The 22,276-nt window shown below is 62.2% G+C and carries 17 protein-coding genes and 1 pseudogene; 11 read left to right on the top strand and 7 right to left on the bottom strand.

All coding sequences use genetic code 11. The features are described 5' to 3' along the window. Positions 1-10 precede the first annotated feature (10 nt). From FPT15_RS17830 to FPT15_RS17795, 8 genes are read left to right on the top strand one after another with little or no spacing between them, the layout of a single operon-like run. Positions 11-2,002, top strand: a complete 1,992-nt coding sequence (locus FPT15_RS17830; protein ID WP_145163279.1) for an exopolysaccharide transport family protein — start codon at positions 11-13, stop codon at positions 2,000-2,002. Then, positions 2,002-3,192 (top strand): glycosyltransferase, encoded by a 1,191-nt coding sequence (locus tag FPT15_RS17825; RefSeq protein WP_145163277.1) that lies wholly within the window; start codon positions 2,002-2,004, stop codon positions 3,190-3,192. Before FPT15_RS17830 ends, FPT15_RS17825 begins: the two co-directional genes overlap by 1 nt. Beyond that, complete coding sequence (locus FPT15_RS17820) at positions 3,182-4,519, top strand: cellulase family glycosylhydrolase (protein WP_145163275.1); 1,338 nt, start codon at positions 3,182-3,184, stop codon at positions 4,517-4,519. The genes FPT15_RS17825 and FPT15_RS17820 overlap by 11 nt, the downstream gene beginning before the upstream one ends. Positions 4,520-4,527: 8 nt before the next feature. After that, on the top strand, positions 4,528-5,736 hold the full coding sequence (locus FPT15_RS17815) for a glycosyltransferase family 4 protein (protein WP_145163273.1): 1,209 nt from the start codon (positions 4,528-4,530) through the stop codon (positions 5,734-5,736). Beyond that, positions 5,727-6,830 (top strand): glycosyltransferase family 1 protein, encoded by a 1,104-nt coding sequence (locus FPT15_RS17810; protein WP_145163272.1) that lies wholly within the window; start codon positions 5,727-5,729, stop codon positions 6,828-6,830. Before FPT15_RS17815 ends, FPT15_RS17810 begins: the two co-directional genes overlap by 10 nt. Further along, positions 6,827-8,260 (top strand): O-antigen ligase, encoded by a 1,434-nt coding sequence (locus tag FPT15_RS17805; RefSeq protein ID WP_145163270.1) that lies wholly within the window; start codon positions 6,827-6,829, stop codon positions 8,258-8,260. Before FPT15_RS17810 ends, FPT15_RS17805 begins: the two co-directional genes overlap by 4 nt. A gap of 2 nt (positions 8,261-8,262) precedes the next feature. Next, positions 8,263-9,672, top strand: a complete 1,410-nt coding sequence (gene murJ, locus FPT15_RS17800; protein WP_145163268.1) for a murein biosynthesis integral membrane protein MurJ — start codon at positions 8,263-8,265, stop codon at positions 9,670-9,672. A 22-nt stretch (positions 9,673-9,694) separates the two neighbouring features. Beyond that, positions 9,695-10,750 (top strand): acyltransferase family protein, encoded by a 1,056-nt coding sequence (locus tag FPT15_RS17795; protein WP_145163266.1) that lies wholly within the window; start codon positions 9,695-9,697, stop codon positions 10,748-10,750. 110 nt (positions 10,751-10,860) lie between these two features. On the opposite strand, the gene FPT15_RS17790 is transcribed toward FPT15_RS17795, so the two are convergent. The 4 genes from FPT15_RS17790 to FPT15_RS17775 all read right to left on the bottom strand — a co-directional run bounded on the left by FPT15_RS17790 (position 10,861) and on the right by FPT15_RS17775 (position 15,259). Beyond that, complete coding sequence (locus FPT15_RS17790; RefSeq protein ID WP_106580031.1) at positions 10,861-11,439, bottom strand: DUF4174 domain-containing protein; 579 nt, start codon at positions 11,437-11,439, stop codon at positions 10,861-10,863. A 164-nt stretch (positions 11,440-11,603) separates the two neighbouring features. Continuing rightward, the gene (locus FPT15_RS17785; protein WP_145163264.1) at positions 11,604-12,236 is read right to left on the bottom strand and encodes a glutathione S-transferase N-terminal domain-containing protein; all 633 of its coding nucleotides are present in this window, start codon (positions 12,234-12,236) and stop codon (positions 11,604-11,606) included. A gap of 13 nt (positions 12,237-12,249) precedes the next feature. Further along, positions 12,250-12,828, bottom strand: a complete 579-nt coding sequence (locus tag FPT15_RS17780) for a GNAT family N-acetyltransferase (RefSeq protein ID WP_145163262.1) — start codon at positions 12,826-12,828, stop codon at positions 12,250-12,252. Positions 12,829-12,901: 73 nt separating this feature from the next. Further along, positions 12,902-15,259 (bottom strand): DNA polymerase II, encoded by a 2,358-nt coding sequence (locus tag FPT15_RS17775; protein WP_145163260.1) that lies wholly within the window; start codon positions 15,257-15,259, stop codon positions 12,902-12,904. Positions 15,260-15,476: 217 nt separating this feature from the next. On the opposite strand from FPT15_RS17775, the gene FPT15_RS17770 reads away from it, so the two are divergent. Together FPT15_RS17770 and FPT15_RS17765 are read left to right on the top strand one after the other, a co-directional pair. Next, entirely contained in the window at positions 15,477-17,714 is a 2,238-nt protein-coding gene (locus FPT15_RS17770; RefSeq protein ID WP_145163258.1) for a TonB-dependent siderophore receptor, read from the top strand. Positions 17,715-17,799: 85 nt separating this feature from the next. Next, positions 17,800-18,387, top strand: coding sequence for a hypothetical protein (locus FPT15_RS17765; RefSeq protein WP_145163257.1), 588 nt, complete (start codon positions 17,800-17,802; stop codon positions 18,385-18,387). Between the two features lie 39 nt (positions 18,388-18,426). Here the strand turns inward: FPT15_RS17765 and FPT15_RS17760 are convergent, their stop codons facing one another. Further along, positions 18,427-18,894 (bottom strand): SRPBCC family protein, encoded by a 468-nt coding sequence (locus FPT15_RS17760; protein ID WP_145163255.1) that lies wholly within the window; start codon positions 18,892-18,894, stop codon positions 18,427-18,429. A 99-nt stretch (positions 18,895-18,993) separates the two neighbouring features. On the opposite strand from FPT15_RS17760, the gene FPT15_RS17755 reads away from it, so the two are divergent. Beyond that, the gene (locus FPT15_RS17755) at positions 18,994-19,395 is read left to right on the top strand and encodes a GFA family protein (protein ID WP_145163253.1); all 402 of its coding nucleotides are present in this window, start codon (positions 18,994-18,996) and stop codon (positions 19,393-19,395) included. Between the two features lies 1 nt (position 19,396). Here the strand turns inward: FPT15_RS17755 and mrdA are convergent, their stop codons facing one another. Together mrdA and FPT15_RS17745 are read right to left on the bottom strand one after the other, a co-directional pair. Continuing rightward, positions 19,397-21,289, bottom strand: coding sequence for a penicillin-binding protein 2 (gene mrdA / locus FPT15_RS17750; RefSeq protein WP_145163251.1), 1,893 nt, complete (start codon positions 21,287-21,289; stop codon positions 19,397-19,399). 134 nt (positions 21,290-21,423) lie between these two features. Then, a pseudogene (locus tag FPT15_RS17745) lies at positions 21,424-21,947 on the bottom strand (aldehyde dehydrogenase family protein). Positions 21,948-22,276: the final 329 nt, after the last annotated feature.

Below are 22,276 nucleotides of genomic sequence, written 5' to 3'. Positions count from 1 at the left end.
GCGACATCCCATGATCGAGATCCGTTCTTTTCGTGATCTTTTGCGCCTGTTCTTCATCTTCCGGCATGAGTTCAAACTGGCAGCCATCGCGGCGCTGGTGATCATTTTGCTGGGAGCCTTTTTGCTGCCCGCCAAGTACGAATCCACCGCGCGCCTGCTGGTCAAGCCGGGGCGCGATTCGACCTTGCCCATCGAGATCAGCAACCGTCAGGCGCTGGTCATGCCCAGCACCCAGCGGGACCCGATTGTCGACGAAGAGCGCTTGCTGACCGGTCGCCCGATCGTGCGCACGGTCGCCGAGCATTACCTGGAAGTCATCGCCAACGCGCCGCCGCCGGAAGGCTTCTGGAAGCGCAGCAAGTATTACGTCAAGGAAGGCGTGGGCGCGGTGTTCGACGGTATTCGCGTGGTGCTGGAAACCGTCGGCATCCTCGAAAAAACCACGCCGGTGGAACGCCTGGCGGCGAGCCTGGAGAAAAACTTCGAGGTCAGCCATGCCGTGGGTTCCACGGTGATGGACATCAGTTTTACCTGGGGCGACCCGCAAATCGCCCAGCAAGTGGTCAAGGATTGGGTCGACACGTACATCACCGAACGCACCCAGGCCCTGGGGCGCAAGAGCCTCTACGCCTTCTATGAAGGTCAGGTGAACACCAGCGCCACCGAGATCAAGAGCTACAAGGAGCAAATCCTCAAGCACTTGAACGAGATCGGCGCGGCAAGCATCACCGATCGCCTGGAGGACTTGTCTGAGCGCATCAACGTGTTGCGCGGCGAGACCTTCAACACCACGCGCCTGATTGCGTCTTCCGACAGCGCCATCCAGAGCACCCGCGACCAGCTCAAGGGTCAGCCCAAGGAAGTCACCACGGTGCGCCAGATCGCACTGAACCCGCAGCAGCAGGATTTGCGGCGCCTGCTTAACCAGAAGCTGCTGGAAAAGGCCGACATGATGCGCACCTACACCGACAACGCGCCGCCCGTCAAAGCCCTGGACGCGTCGATTCGGGCGATGCAGGCCCAGGTTGCGAATGAAAGCAACACGGTACAGGCCTCGGAAAACCGCGCGCCGAACACCTTGGAAATTCACTTGCAGCGCGTGCTGCTGGACGAGTCGAGCAACAACCTGGCCCTGCGCACTCAGCTTGTGCAACAGCAGAAACAGCTGGTGAACCTCGAAGCCCAGCGCAAGCAGGCCCTGGAGATCGAACCGGAACTGGCGCGTCTTTCTCGCGAGCTGAGCGCCACCGAGCGCAACTATGCGCTGTACGTGGACAACCTGGAAAAATCGCGCATCGACCGTGAGCTCGATAGCAGCCAGATCAGCAACATTGCGGTGATCGAAGAAGCCACCCTCAACCCTGGCCGCATCTTCCCGAAAACCCTGCTGATGCTGCTGTTGGCGATCCCGTTTGCCATCGTCGTCGGTTTGCTGGTGATCTACCTGTGCTACTTGCTGGACCAGCGCATTCACGATGGCGGGCTGGTGGAGCGCAAGTTCGGCCTGCCCCTGTGGACGACCTTGCCGGAGCTGGACACCAGCACTGCGCAGAGCACCAACGCATTCAATGCGAGCATTTACCGCCTGTACGGCTTGCTGCAACTGGACCGCGTGGCCGAGCAAGGCCTGACCCTGGGGTTGACCTCGGCGCGCCACGGCGAAGGGGTGACCTTTGTGGTGGAGCAACTGCGCCACTTGCTGCAGGAAAACGGCATCAGGGTGCGGGTTGGCGGCGTCGAACCGGCCGCCCCGGGCGAAGTGGTACTGCTGGACGCCTCTGCACTGCTGGACAACCGCGACGCCTTTATCAACCTGCGCCGCGCTGACCTGATTGCCTTGGTGGTGGAAGCGCAGAAAAGCACAGTGCCGGTGGTAGAGCACGCGCTGTCGATCCTCAACACCGCGTTTGGCAAGGTGGACGGCATCATCATCAACCGGCGCAAATTCGAAGTGCCGGCCAGGGTGCTTAAAACCATCGCCAAATACCGGGGGGCGTTCTGATGCGCATCGCCCTGCTCGCCCCTTTGCCGCCGGAGAAAAACGGGATCGCCGACTACGCGAACCATTTCAAGACGGCCCTGGAGCAGCTGGGCGTGACGGTGGCGACTCCGTTGAGCGGCGTGGAAGGCAACAGCGAAGCCATCCGCCAGGCCATCGCCGCCTTCGACTGGCGCAGTGTGGAGCTGGTCCACGCCGAGCTGGGCGGCGGCCGGCTGGGGGAGTTTCTGGCCCTGCGCGAGCTGCGCAAGGCCTACCCCGAATTGCCGCTGACGGCGACCGTGCACGACCCTGAACGTATCGTCTGGCGACGCGAGCAGCTGCCCTTCCCGCTGAACCTGCTGGAACGTTTGCCCAGCCCTTTGCCGCAAGCGGCAGTGGTGCTGGCCGACCCGCTGACCTTGCGCGAAGAACGCCATGTCGCCCAAGGCCTGACGCGGCTGATCACCCTCACGCGCCTGGGCGCCGATTGCCTGAGCCAACGCATGCAACTGCCGGCCGGCAAAGTGGCGGTGATCAACCACGCCAACCTGGCCATTGCTCCCGCGCCGTTACCGGCGCTGGACACCCTGCACCTGCTGTACTTCGGTTTTATCTACCGTGGCAAAGGCATTGAAGACCTGCTGCAAGCGCTGGCCGACGTCTTCAAGCAAGCCCCTGAATTGCGTGACCGTGTGCGCCTGACCCTGGCCGGTGGCACTGCCGCCGAAATGGCGTTTGGCGCGGGCGGCAACTACCTTGAGCAGCTCAACCGCCAGATCGCCGAACTCGGCCTGGTGGGCGCCATCGACTGGCGGCTGAACTTGCCAGCCAGCGAGATTGCACAGACGATCCAGGCGCACCACGTGATGGTGCTGCCGTATCGCGAATCAAAAAAACTCGGCCTGCTGGGGCGCCAGCGCGGCACCAGCGGCGCGCTGTCCTGGGCCGCTGCGTGCGGCCGCGGGGCGATCACCTCGGATGCGCGTGCGTTTGCCGAAGAAGTCGCCAGCGGCAACGGCGCGATCTATCCCCAGGGCGATGTGGCGGCGTTGAGCCAACAACTGCTGCGCCTGGCGCGCACGCCATCGCTGGCCCGCGACTGGGCCGAACGGGCCGGGGAAATTGGCCGCGAACGCCTGTGGCCGTTGACCGCGCAGAAGTTCAAGCACCTCTTTGAGCAGGCGATTGCGGGAGCCCCTTATGCCGCGTAAACGGACCTACCTTGCGACCCTTGCGGTGATTGCCGCACTGGGCCTGACGGCCTTCCTGTGGGGCCGCCAGGCTGACGCCGAAAACCATGTGCTCAAGGGCAACAAGGTGGTGGTGTGGAAGGATTTTCTGGGCGTGAACGCGCAGTTCCTGTGGTTCAGCCCGACGCTGTATCAACGGCAGATCGACCGCCTCAAGGCACTGGGCCTGGAATGGGTACGCCTGGATTTGCACTGGGACCAGCTGGAGCCGGTCCAGGGCCAGTATCAGGTCGCAACCCTTGATCAACTGGTCGGCAACCTGCAAGCCAATCAGCTCAAGTCGGTGTTTTACCTCGTCGGTTCGGCGCCCTTCGCGACCACCGCGCCGGCCGGTGCGCCCTATCAGGACCAGTACCCGCCCAAAGATCTGAACGTGTTCGCCAACCGCATGGCGCTGTTGTCGCAACGCTACCCCAGCGTCAACGCGTGGCAGGTGTGGAACGAGCCTAATTTGCTCGGCTTCTGGCGCCCGGTGGCCGACCCCGCTGGCTACGTCGCCTTGTTGACAGCCACCGCATCCGCTTTGCGCGCGGTGGATGCGAACAAACCGGTGGTGGCTGCCGGCATGGCGTTTTTCAGCGAAATGCCCAATGGCCAGACCATGCTCGACGCCCTCGGCGCCCTTGGCGCCATGGGTGTGGCCAGCCTGAACACGGTGATTTCCTACCATCCCTATACGCAGCTGCCCGAGGGTAACGACCCGTCCAACCTGGACTTCATCGCCAAAACCACCGCGCTCAACCAGACGCTGCGCAATAGTGGCGTGCAAACGCTGTGGAGCACCGAGTGGGGCTGGTCAAACTACCCCGGGCCAAAAGATGCCCAGGACCTGATCACCCTGCAGGGCCAGGCTGACTATGTGGTACGCCGGGTGGCACTGATGAGCGCGATGGATTACGACCGGATCTTTCTGTTCACCTTGAGCGACCTCGACCAGCGCGCCAGTGTGCGTGACCAGTTCTATGGCCTGCTCGACATCGACGCCAACCCCAAGCCGGTCTATACCGCCTTGAAGAACTTCCTCGATGTGAGCGGGCCGCAGCTCACGCCCGGCGATCCGCCCGCCGCCGACCAATTGCCCGATGGTTTGTTCAGCATCGGCTGGACCCGCGCCGACGGCCGCAAACTGTGGTTCTTCTGGTCGGCCGAAGGCGGCAACGCGCACTTGCCTGGCCTCACCAGCGCCACCCTGTACGACCCGCTGCGCGGCACGCAAACCCCGGTAAGCGGCACCCATGGGCTGACCGTCCCGGTCAAGTCGAACCTGCAAATTCTGTTATGGGACTGAAGCCCGCCATGCGCATTTTATGGATCCTGCCCTACTCGCCCTGGCCCGCCACCAGCGGCGGCAAGACGCGCCAGTTTCATCTGCTGCGCAGCCTGGCCGCGCGTGGGCATCGAATCACCTTGCTGCTGCATGATAAAAACCCGGTGTCGCTGACCGATCGCCAAGTGCTGGAGGCCTTCCTCGAGCAGGTGATCGTGCTGCCGCGCCGCCCACTGCGCAGCGCGAAAACCCTGCTGGCCGGCCTGTTTGCACCGTACCCACTGCTGGCCAGCGTCAACGGTCTGTCGGGCGCGCTGCAGGACACGTTCAATCAATTGCTCAAAGAGCATTGGGATGTGGTGCAGATCGAGCACACCTACACGTTCCAACCTTATGAAGATGCCCTGGCGCGCCAATCGCAGCCGTTCGTGCTGACCGAACATAACGTGGAGTCGGCGCTGGGCGCGGCCACTTACGACCGCCTGCCGCGCTGGGCGCTGCCCTTCATTCGCTACGACCAATGGCGCTACAGCCGCTGGGAACACCGCGTGATGCGCCAGGCCGCGCAGGTGGTGGCGGTGACCGAAAGCGATGCCCAGGTGCTGGCCGAAATCGCCGGCAAACCAGTGCCGGTGGTGGTCAACGGTGTGGACTGCGATCACTTCGCCGCCGCCCGACCCGACCCGTCGACGCGCCGCGTGCTGTTTCTGGGCAATTATGAATACGCGCCTAACGTGGACGCCATCGAGTGGGCCCTGGATGAAATCCTGCCCAAGGTCTGGGCGCGCTGCCCGGATGCGCGCATGAGCGTGTGCGGGTTTGGCATGCCCGGCAGTTGGCGCGAGCGTTGGAAGGACCCGCGCATCGAGTGGCAAGGGTTTGTCCCGAACCTATTGAACCTGCAATCAAGTTGTTCGGTGTTTCTGGCGCCGTTGCGCCACGGCGGCGGTTCCAAGCTCAAAGTGCTCGAAGCCCTGGCTGCCGGGTTGCCCTTGGCGAGTACCGAACAAGGCGTGTCGGGCCTGGACCTGATTGAAGGCCTGGATTACCTCGGTGGGCAAACCGCCGACAGCCTGGCAGACGCCGTGGTACGCCTGCTGCAATTTCCCGACGCCGCCGCGCCTATGGGCGAAGCGGGCCGCGCCTATGTACGCCGGGCGCATGACTGGAGCGTGGCCGCCAGCCAGCTGGAACAGGTGTACGCGACGCTCAATCAAAAGGAGCCCGCATGCGTATAGGCCTGGATTACCGCACCGTCGGCACCTCGCCGCAATCGGGGATCAGCCGCCAGGTGTACGCCCTGGAAAATGCCCTGCGCACGCTGCCGGGTGTGGAACTGGCGCGGTTTACCGTGGCGCCGCTGGGTGATGAAACCCGCTTGCAGGCGCACTGCCCGGCCTGGGGCTGCGCGAAAACGGCGATGCACCAGCCGCACAATCGGCTGCGCTTCGAGGCCGGTTTTCTGCCAACAGCCTTGCGTGAACAACAGATCGACCTGTACATCAGCACGTTCAATATGGGCCTGCCGTTGCCACCCAAGCCCAAAGGTTTGCGCACCGTCGTGCTGCTGCATGACCTGTTCCAGATCACGTTGAACAACTACCACGCCAACCGCCTCAAAGCGCTGATCTACAAGACCAGCGATCGGCTTTCGATTGCGTACGCGGTGCACAGCGCCGACCGCGTGTGGACGCCGTCACAGTACAGCGCCGATGAAACCGCGCGGCTGTTTCCCAAGGCGGCGGGTAAGATTCGCGTACTGCCCAATCAAGTCGACAGTTTTGTCGAGCTGGCGGCAGACCTGACGGCGCGTGACCTGCCCGAGCATTACTGGCTGCTGGTGGGCACGCGTGAGTTGCGCAAGAACGTGCCGTTTCTGGTCGACGCCTGGCAGCAGGCCCGCAGCCTGTCACCCGCCGTGCCGGCGTTGGTGCTGGTGGGCAGCCTTGAGCATTTACCCGAAACCCAGCGCAACCTGCCGGGCATTCGCGCCTTGAGCGGCGTCTCGGATGCCGAGTTGCACGCGCTGTACCGCCAGGCCTCGCGCCTGTGGCAGCCGTCCTATGCGGAAGGTTTTGGTCTACCCGTCATCGAAGCCCTGAGCGTCGGCACGCCAGTGGCCGTGGCCAGCGGCACCTCGCTGGATGAAATCACCCCGCCGTCTGCTCCTCGCTTCTCGCCCACCGACGGCCCGGCGCTGGTGCAATTGATGCTGGCGCTGGCGGATCGTCCGGCTGAAGAATCACCCGAACAACGCACGCAATGGGCGCAACGCTTCAACCATCAGGCCTATCGCCAGCGCCTGGCTGAACTGATCGAGGAATTGAAATGAGACTCTCCCTGGCAAGCCTCGTCGCGATCCTGTTCGGCCTGTTGTTCGGCGCGCTGGCCCTGATGCTGTCACCGGCCAAGGCGTTCCTCGCCGTGATCGGCCTGGCCGCGGCCGTGACCATCCTGCGCTTCCCGTTCTGGGGTTTGCTGCTGTTCGCTGGCGTCGCGACCTTCATGCCGTACTCGACCATCAACCTGGGCATTCGCAGTACGGTGAGCGAGGCGATCCTGGCGCTGACCTGGGGCGCGGTGCTGTGGCACAGTTTTCTGTCGCGCGTGCCCGACACGCCGAGCCTGTCGCGCCGCCCCACCGACCAGATGCTGCTGTGGCTGATGCTGTTCAGTGTGTTTCCGTTTATCGTCGGCCAGGTCACCATCCACGCCGACACCAGCGGCGTGGCCAACTGGCTGCGCTGGTTGCTGAGCCTGTCGGCGGTGTACCTCTGCGCCAAGTTGCTGACCGACTACAAACACCGCGAATCACTGGTGATCGCCTTGCTGCTGGGCACGCTGGCGATGCTGGTGCTGTCGATTGCGGTGTTTGTGCGCACGCGTTCGGGGGCGGGCATTGCGCCGATCCTGGCGCTGTTCAACTACGGCAACTTCGACATGTTGAAATTCGGCCTGGAGGCGATGTCATCGCGCATGGGCTCGCCGTGGATGCACCCGAATGCCATCGGCGGGATCATGGCGTTGCTGCTGCCGTTGGCGTTCTGCTACGGCATGACCGAACAAGGCTGGAAGCGTGGACTGGGCCTGGGCGTGGCGTGCCTGGGCGCCGCCGCCTTGCTGTTGGCCAGTAGCCGTGGCGCGATGGTCAGCCTGGCGCTGGTGCTGATCTGGATGGCGACGCGGCGTGTGCCCTACACCGGCAGGCTGTTGATGATCGGTGCGGCGCTGACGGTCGCGCTGGTGATGGCCTATCCGCCGCTGCAGGACCGCCTGGCGACGATTTTTTCATCGGACAACGCCAGTACCGAAATACGTTTCGACGAATACCGCATGTTCCCGCAGGCGGTGGCTTCTTACCCGTTCGGCATCGGCTTCAAGGTCGACCCGCCAGTGCCAGGCACGCATTTGCTGGGCATCTCCAACCTGTGGCTGAACTTCATCTACAAGACCGGCATTGTCGGCATGCTGCTGTTTATCGCCGTGACCGTGCGCTGGTGGCGTGAAGCACGCCCGCAAAAAGGCCCGATCCGCCTGACCAAAGACAACGCGCTTTGGCTGGGCAGCACTGCCGGGATTCTGTCGGCGCTGGTCAGCGGGTTGTTTGACCACTACTTCAGCTTTGCCGTGGTGATGGTGGCGCTGTTCTGGCTGATGGTCGGCCTCAATGTCCTGGAGGCCCGCCGGCTGTTCCCGGCGCGCCTGCCGCAGGTCAAGACAGTGGCTTACCGCAAGCCGGCCCTTGACGGCGCACGGCTTTAATCATGCTTGGCTCCGCCGTCTGGCTGACGCTTGCGACCCTGCTGGGCCTGTGCCTGGGGTTCGCCCGCGAGTGGCTGCTGGTGGCCGCCTGGGGCGCGGGCGAGCGCAGTGATGCGTTCCTGATCGCGCTGTTTTTGCCAGAGGCGTTGCGCATGTCGTTGGCCGGTGGCGTATTGAGCGCCGCCGCGCTGCCGCTGTACCTGCAACGCAAGGACCACGAGCGCTTGAATTGGCTGGCGGTGCTGTTTCCGGCCTTGATGCTGATTGCGTTGGTCACCAGCCTGCTGCTGACGCTGTTGGCGCCGTGGCTGGTGCAGTTGCTCGGCCCGGGGCTGGCCGCCAGCGCCACCGCACTGGCGGCCAGCAACCTGCAGATCGTTGCCTGGTGCGTGCCGGGTTTGATGTTGCATGCGCTGTTCAGTATTCCGTTGCAGGCCAGCGAACGTTTTGTGCTGGCGGGGCTGGGCTCGCTGCTGTTCAACCTGCCGCCGGTGACGTACCTCGCCGTGGCGGGCACGGCCACCCAACCTCATTCTCTGGCGCTCGCCTGCCTGGCCGGCAGCCTGTTGATGCCGTTGGCGTTGCTGCCCTCGATCTGGCGCCAGGGCTGGCGGCCGTGGCGCTGGCAACTGAGCTTTACGCCGCTGCGCGAACTGGGCCAGCGCATCGGCCCCCTGCTGTTGAGCAATGGCGCCAGCCAGGGCTTGGCGCTGATCGAGCGACTGGTGGCGTCGCTGCTCGGCGAAGGGGCGGTGACCTGGGTCAACCTCGCCCGCAAGCTGATGAACCTGCCGTTGATCGCGCTGATGAGCCTTAACCAGGTGCTGCTGGGCATGATGAGCCGGCGCCAGGGCGATGAGCGCCTGGCCCTGCTCAAGCGCGGCCTGGAGACCGCCAGCGTGCTGACACTGCCGGCAGGCGTCGGCCTGGTGGCCGCGGCGCCAAGCCTGGTGGCGTTGCTGCTGCCCAAGCAATCGGCGGATTCGCCGCTGCCGTTGTTGCTGGCATGGTTTGCCGTGCCGCTGGTGTTCGGCGCCTGGAACGCCCTGCTCGCACGCTATGCCTACGCGGCTGGCGACACGCGCCAGCCGCTGCGTTGTGAATTGCTCGGCAGCCTGGTCAATGTGCTGCTGCTGGGCGCCCTGCCCTTTGTGTTTGGCCTGGCGGGTATACCGCTGGCCGCGCTGGCCGGGGTGATCTGCACGGCCTTGCTGCTGATGCAGCGCCAGGGGTTGCTCGACGCCCTGGCGTGGGCGCGGCATTGGCTGCTCAGTGCGGTGGTGATGGGCGTGGCAGCGTGGGTGTTGTTTCCAATTCAAGGCGTATGGCTGCAGCTGGGGCTCAGTACCCTGGCGGGCATGGTGATGTTGCTGGGCATGGGGCTGTGGCTGAAGCCGTGGCGCAAGGCGTGAACGACCGATCGGGAATAGTCAGATGAAGCATCGTTGGATTCAGATGGATATCGCCAGGGGCATCGGCATCCTGGTGATCGTGTTTGCCCACAGTTGGTTCGTGGCGACCTCGCCGGACCTGCTGTATCCGATCCTCGCTTCGTTCATCTTGCCGTTGTTCTTTTTCCTCTCTGGCGTGCTCTTCAAACCCGAGCAACCGTTCGTGGAGATGGCGGTGCGCAAGGCTGACGGGCTGCTCAAGCCGTTTTTCTTCACCATGCTGGTGTATGTCATCGTGCGCGCCCTGCTGCGCGGCCAGCCGCTGCTGCCGGATATCGGCGGCGTGCTGTATGCCTCGGTGGACACCATTCCGTGGCAGGCCATGTGGTTCCTGCCGCACTTCTGGGTGGCGATTCTGTTCAGTTGGGTGATGCTGCGGTTGATCCAGCGCCTGAAGCTGTCGTTGTGGGTGACCGGCGTGCTGATCGCGGCGCAACTGCTTCTCGGGGTTTGGCTGCTGCCGTTGTTCTGGCAGTTGCCGGTGACGCTCGGCGGTCACCACTGGGTGCTGCCGGGGCTGCCGTTCAGCCTGGATATCACCTTGATCAGCAGCACCTACTTCATCGTCGGCTACCTGGCACGCGATTGGTTGCGTACACATTCGGGATCGTGGCTGACGTGCCTGGTCTCGGTCCTGTTGTTTGCTGCGGTGTTCATTCCCACGTGGGACACCATGGACCTGGCGCAACGTCGCTACGACAGCTGGCTGTGGACCAGCGTGCTGGCGGTGATCGGCGTGTACGCATGCTGGGCACTGGCGCGGGTACTGATGGTGTCGGCCCTGCTCACTCGGGCGATGACCTACATCGGTCAGTCGACCCTGATCCTGTTGATCTTCCATGGCGAAATCCAGCACAAGACTGTCGACCTGCTTGAACGCCTGGGCCTGCCTTCGTTTCTGGCGGCGTGTTTGGGCCTGGTGGTGGCGGTGGTGGTGCCGTTGATGATCGGAGAAGTGATCAAGCGGGTGGCGTTCCTGCGGTTTTTCTACTTTCCGTTTCCGGTGCGCAAAGCTGTCAAACCTTCAGAAAACCACTAACCCCCTGTGGGAGGGGGTTTGCTCGCGATAGCGGTGGGTCATTCAAAGGTGTTTTGACTGACATTCCGTCATCGCGGGCAAGCTCCCGCTCCCACAGGGGTTATGTAGGTTCAATCATCAAGTTGTGGCGCGGCGGCCTTGCTGCCGGCTTTTGCGGGCTTGGCCGCTTTTGCGCCTTTGGCGGGCGCGGCAGGTTCTGGCTCTGCAGGCGCGGCGAGTTCTTTTTCAGCCATGGGCATCTGGTCGATGGCGCTGAAGAATTCCTTCAGGTCGAGGGTATCCGGCGGCACGGTTTTTTCTAGTTTCTTCTCGCCGTCCTTGCCGACCAAAATCACTTTGGTGCCACTGCCGGCGCCGAGCTTGAGGGCACGGATCAGCGCGTTGGTTTCAGGCGGCGTGAGCTTTTTGTTGTCCTTGGCGTCCTTGGCAAATTTCTCGCCTTCGGCACCGATGCTGCCGAACTTCACGGTGTAGAACACCATGCTGCGCTCTTCAAAGGACTGCTTGTTGGCAGGCTCATCCAGCTGTTTTTTCAGGTTCGCCAATGCTTCGTTTCCGGAGTCAAGTTCCACCACCACCAGCGGACGCGACTTGCCCAAGTCCTGCTTGAGCGGGTTGATATCATCCGCGGCCAACAGCGGCCCCGTAAAAGCCATCAAGGTAGCCAGGGTCAGCGACCGGATGAGCATGCGCACCTCCTTTGAATTCCATGCAGGGTTCTTGAGTTTCATGTCTGCGACAGTCAATTTCAAGGATGATTCCTACACCTCGTTAAGAAGCGTAGGTCAGGAAGCCTGCTACGCAAGGGGTTGGGCGCGTGCCACGGTGATTGTTTCTTCTGATTGCGGAAACATTAAGAGACGCCCCATTCCGGCCAATGCCGCGCAAACACGGGCGCCACGACAGGGTCGGTATCCACCTGCGCCAACGTCTGGGCAAAGCCGGGCGCCAGGTTGCTCAACACCTCGCGCGCCGCGTCCCAACGCGACACGGCTGCGGCCATGATGCCCAGTGCGTTCGGCACCTGATTGGGGGCGAACAACTGGTCGGCGAACTGCTGGGCGAACACCACCCACGCATGGTGCAGATAGCGCCGCGTGCCGGTGGTCAATTGCGTCTGCGCCGCTTCATCGGCGTTGCCCAGCCAGCGTTGCGGGTAATCAATGATGCCGATGGCCGAGTAGCAATTGGCAGCGATGTACACCAGGCCGCGCAGGATCTGGGCGCGGTTGCCGGCAAGGAGATCCGAGACGGGAAATTCCAGGCCCAGGTGGATCAGGATGGCGGCGCTTTCGGTCAGCACCTGACCATCGGGCGTGACCAGCGTGGGGATTTGTTTGAGCGGGTTGATGCGCGCGAGGGCTTCACTGCCCTCGCCATCTGCCCATGAACTGGCGTCGATGCGACGCCACGGCACCGCGCAACGTTGCAGGGCGATTTCGATCATGCAGGAGCCGGATTCATCAATGCCGTAAAGCGTGTACATGGGCGTTTGCTCCTTAGCGCAGCAATTTGGCCTGCAAGTTGGCCTTCACCTGCGGCCACTCCGAATCGATGATGCTAAAGCGTACCGAGTTGCGCTTGCGTCCGTCGGGCATGATGCGTTCGTGGCGCACGATGCCTTCTTGTACGGCGCCGAGGCGCAGGATCGCGGCGCGGGATTTTTCGTTGAGTTCGTCGGTGGTGAATTGCACACGTACGCAGTCGAGCACTTCAAAAGCGTAGGTCAGCAGCAGGAGCTTGGCTTCGGTGTTGACGCCGCTTTTTTGTGTGGATTGCGCCAGGAAGGTGTGGCCGATTTCAAGCTTGCGATTCACCCGGTCGACTTTCCAGAACCGCGTGCTGCCGACTACCTGACCCGTGTCGCGACGCACGATCGCGAACGGGATCATGCTGCCGGCCTCACGCCCGGCGAGGGCGACGTCGATGTACGTGTCGACAGTCTCGGGACCCGGCACGTTGGTGACTTTAAGGTTCCACAATTCACCGTCGGCGGCAGCCTGGACCAGCGCGGCGGCATGTTCACGTTGCAAGGGTTGGAGTTCGACCGAGCTGCCGGTCAGGGTGATCTGAGTCATGAAGAACTGCGCCGTTGGAGGGTGGTCGTCAGAGGCCAAGAGTGCAGGCTCTGATCCCATCCAGGCAAGCGTTTTAGAAGAGGCCCATCTGCCCGCCGACCAGGGTGCCAAAATCATCGTTCACGAACGGCAGAATCGCGTCGGCCACCGGCTGCAATTGCCGAGTGACGTAGTGGTCGTAGTCGATCGGCGCCTGCCGCACTTCCAGCGGTTCCGGGCCGTTGACGCTGATCACATAGCTGATCCAACCGCCACGCTGGTACTGGCGCGGGCGTCCCAGGCGGTCGTTGTATTCATCTGCCAGGCGGGCGGCGCGCACATGCGGCGGGACGTTGCGCTCGTAGTCGTCCAACTGGCGGCGCAGCCGTTTGCGGTAGATCAGCAGGTCGTCGAGTTCGCCGCTCAGGGTGCGGCGCACGTAGTCACGCACGTAGTCCTGATGGGGCTGGCGGTGGAAGATGCGCTGGTAAAGCTCCTGCTGAAATTGCCGGGCCAGCGGTGACCAGTCGCTGCGCACGGTTTCGAGGCCTTTGTAGACCATGTCTTCGCGGCCATCGGCGTGCACGACCAGGCCGGCGTAACGCTTTTTACTGCCCTCTTCTGCGCCGCGGATGGTCGGCATGAGGAAGCGGCTGAAGTGGGTTTCGTATTGCAGTTCCAAGGCGCTTTGCAGGCCGTATTCGCTGTGCAAATGCGCACGCCACCAGTCGTTGACGTGCTGCACCAGTTGCCGGCCGATGCGGCTGGCTTCATCCGCCGAATGCGCGCTGCCGAGCCAGACGAAGGTGGAGTCGGTGTCGCCGTAGATCACCTCATAGCCCTTGGCCTCAACCAGTTCGCGGGTCTGGCGCATGATCTGGTGCCCGCGCATCGTGATCGAGGATGCCAGGCGCGTGTCGAAGAAGCGGCAACCGCTGGAGCCGAGCACACCGTAGAAGGCGTTCATGATGATTTTCAGCGCCTGGGACAGCGGCGCGTTGTGCTCGCGTTTGGCCGCTTCACGGCCTTCGGAAACACGCGTGACGATGGAAGGCAGGCAGTGCCGGGTTCGCGAGAACCGCGCGCCGCGAAAGCCTTCCACCGACTCACTCGCTTCGGGGTGCTTGAGGCCTTCGATCAGGCCCACCGGGTCGATCAGGAAGCTGCGGATGATCGACGGGTAAAGGCTTTTGTAGTCGAGCACCAACACCGACTCATACAGGCCGGGACGCGAGTCCATGACAAAACCGCCGGGGCTGGCCTGGGGCGGCTTGTCGCCCAGGTTTGGCGCGACAAAGCCCTGGCGGTGCATCAACGGCATGTACAGGTGGGTAAACGCGGCGACCGAGCCGCCGTTGCGGTCGGCCGGCAGGCCGGTGACGCTGGCCCGCTCCAGCAGGAACTTGAGCAACTCGGTCTTCTCGAAAATGCGCGTGACCAGCTCGCAGTCCTTGAGGTTGTAGCGCGCCAGCGCAGGCTTGTCCTCGGCGAACATGCGGTTGATTTCGTCCATGCGCTGGTACGGCGTGGAGATGTCCTTGCCTTCGCCGAGCAAGGTTTGCGCGACGTTCTCCAGGCTGAAGGACTCAAAGCTCCAGGTGGCCGAACGCAGGGCTTCAATGCCGTCGATAATCAACCGCCCCGCTGCCGCCGCGAAATAGTGATTGCGGCTGCCGTGTTCGCGCCAGGCCATGGCTTCGCCGCCACGGCCAAGCAGCAGCGGCACGTTGAGGCGCTGGGCATGTTCGTGGAGCACGCGCAGGTCGAACTGCACCACGTTCCAGCCGATGATCGCATCGGGGTCGTGGGTGGCGAGCCATTGGTTGAGGCGCTCGAGCAGTTGCGCGCGGGTGTCGCAATAGTCGAGCTTGAAGTCCACCGCGTCGGTTTTATTCGGCGGGCCGAGCATGTACACCTGGCGCTCGCCGCAGCCTTCGAGGGCGATGGAATAAAGATCGCCCTGGGCGGTGGTTTCGATGTCCAGCGACACCAGTTTCAGCGGCGGGCGGTAGTCGGGTGCGGGTTTCATCTGCGCATCGATCAGCACGTCGTTGGCGTCTGGTGTGCCGCCGAACCACACGGGAGCGGTGATGAAGCGCTCCATCATGTAACGCTCGGGCGGGCGGACGTCGCCTTCGTAGACATCGACACCGGCGGCGCGCAGGCGTTTTTCCAGGTCTATCAGCTGGCGGTGCTGGCGCGTGTAGAGGCCCAACACCGGACGGTGATGGAAATCACACAGCTGCAGCGGACGCAGTTCGATATCGCGCTCGCCCTGGAGCAACCAGTCGAGCTGTTTGCGATAGGCCTCGGGAATAAACATCACCGAGGTTTGCACGGGTAGGCGCACGCACCGAGGGCCCTGGTCGGTCGCCAGCCAGAAGCTGACCTCCGTACCCGCCGCCGTGTCGCGCCAATGCCGGGTCAGGACAAAACCCTGCTGTAAATCCACCGTGCCGCACCTCAGGAATCGCTTTCAGGGCGTGATTCTACTCGGCATCCGCGTAAACGCGGCACGTTAACGCGCACGCAGACCGCAATCTCACAAATTTGTTGCAGAACATTAATAACAATCACTATCATTCGCACCGGAGTCGTATCCGCGCAGCGAGGAAGCGCAACGTTGTTGCCCTTTTCCTCACATTGACGGTTCGCCGTCAGGATCGACCATGCCCTTCCGTACCCGACTTTGTGTGCCGTTTCGCCCTACCCTGCTCGCCCTTTGCTGCTCCGTGAGCCTTGCTGCCCATGCTGCAACCCCAGTCACCCCGCAGGATGCGAATAACCATCAGGACGGCAACACACTGGAACTGGGTGCCACCAACATCAACGCCGACGCGCCCGCGCCAAACGAGTTACCGCCGGTTTACGCCGGTGGCCAGGTTGCACGCGGCGGGCAACTGGGTGTGCTGGGCAACCAGGACATCATGGACGTGCCATTCAGCATGTCCTCCTACACCGAGAAATTGATTCGCGACCAGCAGGCGCAAACCGTCGGCGATGTGCTGCTCAACGACTCGTCGGTGCGCCAGGCATCGGGCTACGCGAACCAGGCCCAGGCCTTTGTGATTCGCGGCCTGCCGCTCAATGGCGACGACATTTCCTTCAACGGTTTGTACGGCATCCTGCCGCGCCAGATCATGTCCACCGACGCCCTGGAACGGGTGGAAGTGTTCAAGGGGCCCAACGCGTTCATCAACGGTGTAACGCCCGGCGGCTCCGGCATTGGCGGCGGCGTGAACCTGCAGCCCAAGCGCGCCGATGACGTGCCGTTGCGCCGTTTCAGCACCGACATCAGCAGTGATGGCCGGGTGGGTGAACACCTCGACATCGGCCAGCGTTTTGGCGAGGACAACCGCTTTGGTGCGCGGGTCAACCTGTCCCAGCGTGAAGGCGATACGGCCGTTGACGACGAAAACCAGCGCTCGAAGCTGTTCTCGGTCGGCCTCGATTACCGCGGCGATGCGTTGCGTCTGTCGGGTGACTTTGTGTATCAGAAGCAGCAAGTGAACGGCGGGCGCAATACGGTGCTGCTCGGCAGTGGCCTGACCCACATCCCCAACGCCCCGTCTGCCGACACCAACTACGCGCCGAACTGGGGCACCACCAGCCTCGAAGACACGTTCGGCATGTTGCGCGGCGAGTACGACCTCAACGACAACTGGACCGCCTACGTTGCCGGCGGTGCCAAGCACACCAACGAACTGGGGCGCTACTCGTCGGTCACCCTGAACGACGCATTGGGCAATGCCACGGTCAGCGGCTCGAACATCGCGCACCAGGAAGACAACACCAGCCTGATGGCCGGCCTGAACGGCAAGTTCCAGACCGGCGCTGTCAGCCACAAGTTGAACCTGGGCCTGACCGGCATCTGGACCCAGACCCGTAACGCCTTCGACTTTGCCGCCGGCAGCCAGCCAACCAATATTTACAATCCGGCCGACGTGTCTGCACCGGCCAAAGGCGGTTTCACCTCCGGCAGCGACCTGAACGACCCAGGCATTACCGCCAAGACCTTCGCCCGCAGCGCTGCGGTATCGGACACCTTCGGCTTCATGGATGACCGCCTGCTGTTCACGGCCGGTCTGCGCCGCCAGGAACTGGTGGTTCAAGGCTACGCGTATGGCACCGGCACGCGCACTGCCAATTACGCCAAGGGCATCACCACGCCGGTGTATGGCTTGGTGTTCAAGCCTTGGGACCATGTATCGCTGTATGCCAACCACATTGAAGGCCTGGCTTCGGGGCCGACCGCTCCGAGCACGTTCGGCAGCGCTACCAGCGTGACCAACGCCAACCAGACCTTCGCACCGGCCCGCTCGAAACAGACCGAAGCAGGCGTCAAGGTTGATATGGGCACCTACGGAGCGACGCTGGGCGTGTACCGCATTGAACAGCCGACTCAAGGTTACTCCCAGCTGAATGCGGACGGCACCGCCACCTATGTCTTCCAGGGCGAGCAAGTCAACAAGGGCGTTGAGCTGAACGTCTTCGGTGAACCGGTCAGCGGCCTGCGTCTACTGGGCGGCGCGACGATTATTCACACCGAAGTCAACGGCACGGCAAACGGCGCCAATGACGGCAACCGTGCGATTGGCGTGCCGTCGTTCCAGCTCAACGCCGGGGTGGATTGGGATGTGCCGGGCCTGCAAGGCGTAAGCGTCAACGGCCGCATGCTGCGCACCGGCGGCCAGTACGCCGATGCAGCGAACAACCTGAGCCTGCCGGCCTGGAACCGCTTCGACGTGGGTGCGCGCTACAACTTCAAGGTGGCGCAGCGTGATGTGACGTTGGGCGCGACCGTGGAGAACGTGGCCAATACCAAGTATTGGGAATCTGCGCTGGGTGGCTATCTGACCCAGGGTGATCCGCGGGTGGCGAAGTTGTCGGCGACGGTGGATTTCTAAAGTTACAACGTGGAGGGTCAGCGAATTTGCACACCGCTGACTCGCCACTAGACTCAAGGGCTTCTCTCACATGGAAGTCCCCTCAATGAATGTACCCCGCTCCGTGCGCCAGGCCCTTGCTCTGGTCGCCCTGATGTGCGCCGGCAACCTTGCCGCTTACGCCGCCGACATCCCGCTGTCCAAATCCCTTGAAGCCGATGAAGTGACCACCAAGGTGCTGTCGGTCAATGCCGCCACGCACCAGGTGGTGCTGGCAGGTGCCGAAGGTAACCCGGTGCATGTGCAACTCAGTGATGACGCCAAGGACTTGGCCAACCTCAAGGTTGGCGATCAAGTGAAAGTGCTGACCACCCATTCGGTGGCTGCGGTACTCGACACCGACGTGGATAAAAGTGCCCCGGACTCAAGCGAAAGTACCGGCGTGGTGCGTGCCACGGCCGATAACCCGCACCCCGGCGGTGCCGCTTTCCGGCAGATCCAGGTGCAGTTGAAGATTACCCATATCGACCTGAACCAAAACCAGGTGACCCTGGAAAACCCTACCGGTGCGACGAAAGTGCTGAACGTTGAAAAACCGGAGATCCGTGCCGGCCTCAAAGACCTCAAGGTCGGGCAAAGTGTGCTGGTGACCTTCACCGATACCCTGGAAATCACCACAACTCACGAAGGCTGACAGCGACGAACACGGGCATCATCAAGATGCCCGGTTGGGTCAGGCGCGGCGCGCCTGGGCGAGATAGGTTTCGATGTTGTTCATTTGTTCATCCCAGCCACGGGAATTCATCTTGAAGGCCTTCTGGCGTCGGGCCTCGGGTACCGCATCAAACCCGGATTCAACCACCCTCAGCAAAATGCCTGGCGCCCGATCTTCGATGGTGAACTCCACCAGGGTAGGCGTTTCGCTGTCGTAGTCGACACCCTCCTCGACCGCATAAGGATGCCACCAGAAGGAAAACAGGGTTTGTGGCAGCATCCTTTCGATTTTGGCCTTCCACACCACATGTTCATAGCCTGGGTACGTGATGGGGGCTTCGAGGGTTTCCCCGGCAGCAAAGGTTTTACCCTTCAGGGCGATACCGAACCAACTGCCGAATTGCTCGGCATCCGTGAGGGCTTCCCACACCTGTTTACGTGAAGCATTGAGCAGGACTTTTCGTTCGATGCGATCTAATACGTGCATAAGTCACCTCCTCCATTGACAGTAGGCGACATCGACCAATGCGCAACCTTGGCGTGTGCGCGATGATGATGACCCCATCCTTGATCAGGCAATACGTTTATGACTGACCCGTTGAATGGAAGTTGCTTCTGCAAAGCTGTGTGCTACCAGGTGGACAGCCTCGACATGCCCATCAGCCACTGCCATTGCGACAGCTGCCGCAAAGTGCATGCAGCAGCGTTCGTGGCCACGGCCGGGGTGATGCGCGAGCATTTCCGCTGGACACGGGGCGAAGCGCTGCTGTCGTCGCTTGAATCTTCGCCGGGCAAATTCAGGCAGTTTTGCTCGCGATGCGGCTCACATCTGATGGCTGAGCGTAGGCACCAGCCCCATGTGATTGTGCGAGTGGCGACGCTGGATGATGATCCGGGCGTACGGCCCACCTCGCACATCTGGACGGCCCATGATGTGCCCTGGCTCGCTTATCAAGCCGCAGAGCACTGGGACGAGTGGAAGGTCTGAGTCAGACGTGCGGGTCACCCGGGGCTTTGGCCGGCGTCGCGTATTGCGGCTTCAGGTGGCCTTCCTGGTCGAGCAGCCAGGCATCCATGATTTGCCGCACAACAGGGCCCGCCACACGGCCGCCGGCTTCACCGTTTTCGATCATTACCGAGATCACGATTTTCGGATGTTCGGCCGGCGCGAAGCCGACGAACAAAGCGTTATCGCGATGGCGTTCCAGGGTTTTGTTCCGGTTGTAACGCTCACCTTGCTTGATCGCAACCACTTGCGCGGTACCACTCTTGCCGGCAATGCGATACTGGGCGCCGACCGCCGCAGCCCGGGCGATACCGCGCGGGTCGTGCATCACCAGTTGCATGCCATGGTTGACCTGTTCCCAATCACGCGGGTCCTTGAGGACCACGTTGGGCATCGGGTTTTCATCCACCGGCGGCACGCCATTGATGGTCTTGGCCAGGTGCGGCCGGTTCCAGACGCCTTTGTTGGCGATCAATGCGGTGGCCTGGGCCAGCTGCAACGGCGTGACTTGCATATAGCCCTGGCCGATGCCGAGAATCACCGTTTCACCCGGGAACCACGGCTGGCGTCGCGTCGCGCGCTTCCACGCCTGGGACGGCATCAGGCCTGCAGACTCCTCGAACATGTCGAGGGAGACTTTCTGCCCCAGCCCGAATTCGGCCAGATAATCGTGCAGACGGTCGATGCCCAGCTTGTGGGCCAGGTCGTAAAAGTAGGTGTCGTTGGAGCGCATGATCGCCGCGTCCATGTCCACCCAGCCGTCGCCGCTGTGGTTCCAGTTGCGGTATTTGTGGTCAAAATCGGGCAGCTGGTAGTAACCGGGGTCGAACACACGGGTTTGTGCGGTGACCACGCCACTGTCGAGACCGGCGATGGCCACTTCCGGCTTGATGGTCGAACCGGGCGCATAAAGCCCGCGCAGCACACGGTTGAACAGCGGCCGGTCGATGGAGTCGTGCAGCGCCGCGTATTCCTTGAAGCTGATACCGGTCACGAACAGGTTAGGGTCAAAGCTCGGCTTGCTGACCATCGCCAGTACTTCGCCGGTTTGTGGATCGAGGGCGACAACCGAACCACGTCGATCGCCCAAGGCCTCTTCCGCCGCTTCCTGGAGTTTGACGTCGAGGCTCAGAACGATGTTTTTGCCGGGGATCGGGTCGGTGTGCTTGAGCACGCGCAGTACGCGGCCCTGCGCATTGGTCTCGACCTCTTCATAGCCGACATGGCCGTGCAATTCAGACTCGTAGAAGCGCTCGATACCGGTCTTGCCGATGGACTGCGTACCTCGGTACTCGACCGAATCAAGGGCCTTGGATTCTTTTTCATTGATTCGGCCGACGTAGCCGATCGAGTGGGCAAAATGTGCGCCCTGCGGGTAATGACGGACGAATTGCGGCTCGACATCCACGCCAGGCAAACGGAATTCGTTGACGGCCAGTACGGCGATCTGTTCCTCAGTCAATTCGTAAAACAGCGTCACGGGCACAAAAGGATGACGAGCCTGCTTCAGCGCCTTGTCGAACACCGCACGGTCTTCAGCGGGCAGGTGCAGCAGGTTGACGATGGCATCCAGCTCACCCTTGAGGTCGGTAGTGCGTTCGCGGGTAATCGTCAGGTTGTAGCTGGGACGGTTGTCGGCCAAAACCACGCCGTTGCGGTCATAGATCAACCCGCGCGTGGGCGTAATCGGCAGTACGTGGACCCGGTTGTTTTCGGAAATCGTGGAGTGGTAGTCGTACTGCACCACTTGCAGGAAATACATGCGGCCCACCAGAGCGCAGGTGATGCCGATGACCAACAGCGCGCAGGCAAGCAGGCGCTTGTTGACCAGACGGTTTTCTTTTTCGTGATCCTTGATCGGTATCGGTTCAGGCATTTCTACAGCATCTCGTTGAAGAAGGTCGACGCCGCGTCCTGCGGATGAAAAATCAATCCTTGTGAAAATGTGCTGCACCATACCAAAAATGCAGAAACACTTTGCATCGATTTCCCCAACGGCATGCTGTTTTGTCAGGAGAGCACGGATTTAGGCTCCAGAAAGGCCTCCAATCCGAGTGCGCCGTACTCACGGCCTATACCTGATTGTTTGAAGCCGCCGAAGGGCGCTAGCGGCTCGTGGGCCACGGGTATCGACCAACACGCGAACGGCGTCGATGCGCGAAGCCTCTTTGCAGGGCTGAGGACAGAATGTAAGCCTGGAGACCGTAGGGCGTATCGTTGGCGATGGTTAGCGCTTCATCTCGGTCATCGTAGGGGATGATCGACAGAACAGGCCCGAAGATCTTGGTCAGCGGGTTGGTAACGCAACTAAAGGCGGTGGGCCTGATGGATCAGCCCGCGTCGATTCCGTCAGGCAAGCCGGGGCCACCCACCAATAGGTGAGCGCCCTCCTCGATGCCGATCTGAATGTATCGCTGCACCCGCTGCCACTGCTTGAGGCTGACCACCGGACCGATGCTGGTGGCAGGATCATTAGGGCCGCCCGCCCGGATATCGGCGACTTGCTCGGTTACCAGCGCTTCTATCTCATCCAAGCGTTGGGCGGGATGAGATTGACGGAGTGGAATGCTGCTGCAGACCTGGCTGCGGGGGCGCTGATACGTGTACTTGGAGAGTGGACTCCAACGGTAGCATGTACCGGTTGGGTCGAGGGCGCTGATTGAGATGATCAAGGAGCGAGAGTTCTGATACACAAGTTCTGTATCAGAGAGCACGCGTTATGGTCGACGCCCATCGGCAGCACGCTTGCACCTGGGCTTTTCGACCGCCCAAAACAAAGCCCCTGTTTGCGTTAGCAAACAGGGGCTCTGGAATTTAATCTTGACGATGACCTACTCTCACATGGGGAACCCCCACACTACCA

The organism is Pseudomonas sp. RGB, assembly GCF_007713445.1.
Taxonomy (GTDB): domain Bacteria; phylum Pseudomonadota; class Gammaproteobacteria; order Pseudomonadales; family Pseudomonadaceae; genus Aquipseudomonas.
Note: the sequence above shows the minus strand (reverse complement) of the source record. Positions and strands in the feature narration are given on the sequence as shown.

Excerpts from the sequence above, each read along its gene's own strand:
- FPT15_RS17830 (WP_145163279.1), top strand. The coding sequence starts at position 11 with ATGATCGAGATCCGTTCTTTTCGTGATCTTTTGCGCCTGTTCTTCATC.
- FPT15_RS17825 (WP_145163277.1), top strand. The coding sequence starts at position 2,002 with ATGCGCATCGCCCTGCTCGCCCCTTTGCCGCCGGAGAAAAACGGGATC.
- FPT15_RS17820 (WP_145163275.1), top strand. The coding sequence starts at position 3,182 with ATGCCGCGTAAACGGACCTACCTTGCGACCCTTGCGGTGATTGCCGCA.
- FPT15_RS17815 (WP_145163273.1), top strand. The coding sequence starts at position 4,528 with ATGCGCATTTTATGGATCCTGCCCTACTCGCCCTGGCCCGCCACCAGC.
- FPT15_RS17810 (WP_145163272.1), top strand. The coding sequence starts at position 5,727 with ATGCGTATAGGCCTGGATTACCGCACCGTCGGCACCTCGCCGCAATCG.
- FPT15_RS17805 (WP_145163270.1), top strand. The coding sequence starts at position 6,827 with ATGAGACTCTCCCTGGCAAGCCTCGTCGCGATCCTGTTCGGCCTGTTG.
- murJ (WP_145163268.1), top strand. The coding sequence starts at position 8,263 with ATGCTTGGCTCCGCCGTCTGGCTGACGCTTGCGACCCTGCTGGGCCTG.
- FPT15_RS17795 (WP_145163266.1), top strand. The coding sequence starts at position 9,695 with ATGAAGCATCGTTGGATTCAGATGGATATCGCCAGGGGCATCGGCATC.
- FPT15_RS17790 (WP_106580031.1), bottom strand. The coding sequence starts at position 11,439 with ATGCTCATCCGGTCGCTGACCCTGGCTACCTTGATGGCTTTTACGGGG.
- FPT15_RS17785 (WP_145163264.1), bottom strand. The coding sequence starts at position 12,236 with ATGTACACGCTTTACGGCATTGATGAATCCGGCTCCTGCATGATCGAA.
- FPT15_RS17780 (WP_145163262.1), bottom strand. The coding sequence starts at position 12,828 with ATGACTCAGATCACCCTGACCGGCAGCTCGGTCGAACTCCAACCCTTG.
- FPT15_RS17770 (WP_145163258.1), top strand. The coding sequence starts at position 15,477 with ATGCCCTTCCGTACCCGACTTTGTGTGCCGTTTCGCCCTACCCTGCTC.
- FPT15_RS17765 (WP_145163257.1), top strand. The coding sequence starts at position 17,800 with ATGAATGTACCCCGCTCCGTGCGCCAGGCCCTTGCTCTGGTCGCCCTG.
- FPT15_RS17760 (WP_145163255.1), bottom strand. The coding sequence starts at position 18,894 with ATGCACGTATTAGATCGCATCGAACGAAAAGTCCTGCTCAATGCTTCA.
- FPT15_RS17755 (WP_145163253.1), top strand. The coding sequence starts at position 18,994 with ATGACTGACCCGTTGAATGGAAGTTGCTTCTGCAAAGCTGTGTGCTAC.
- mrdA (WP_145163251.1), bottom strand. The coding sequence starts at position 21,289 with ATGCCTGAACCGATACCGATCAAGGATCACGAAAAAGAAAACCGTCTG.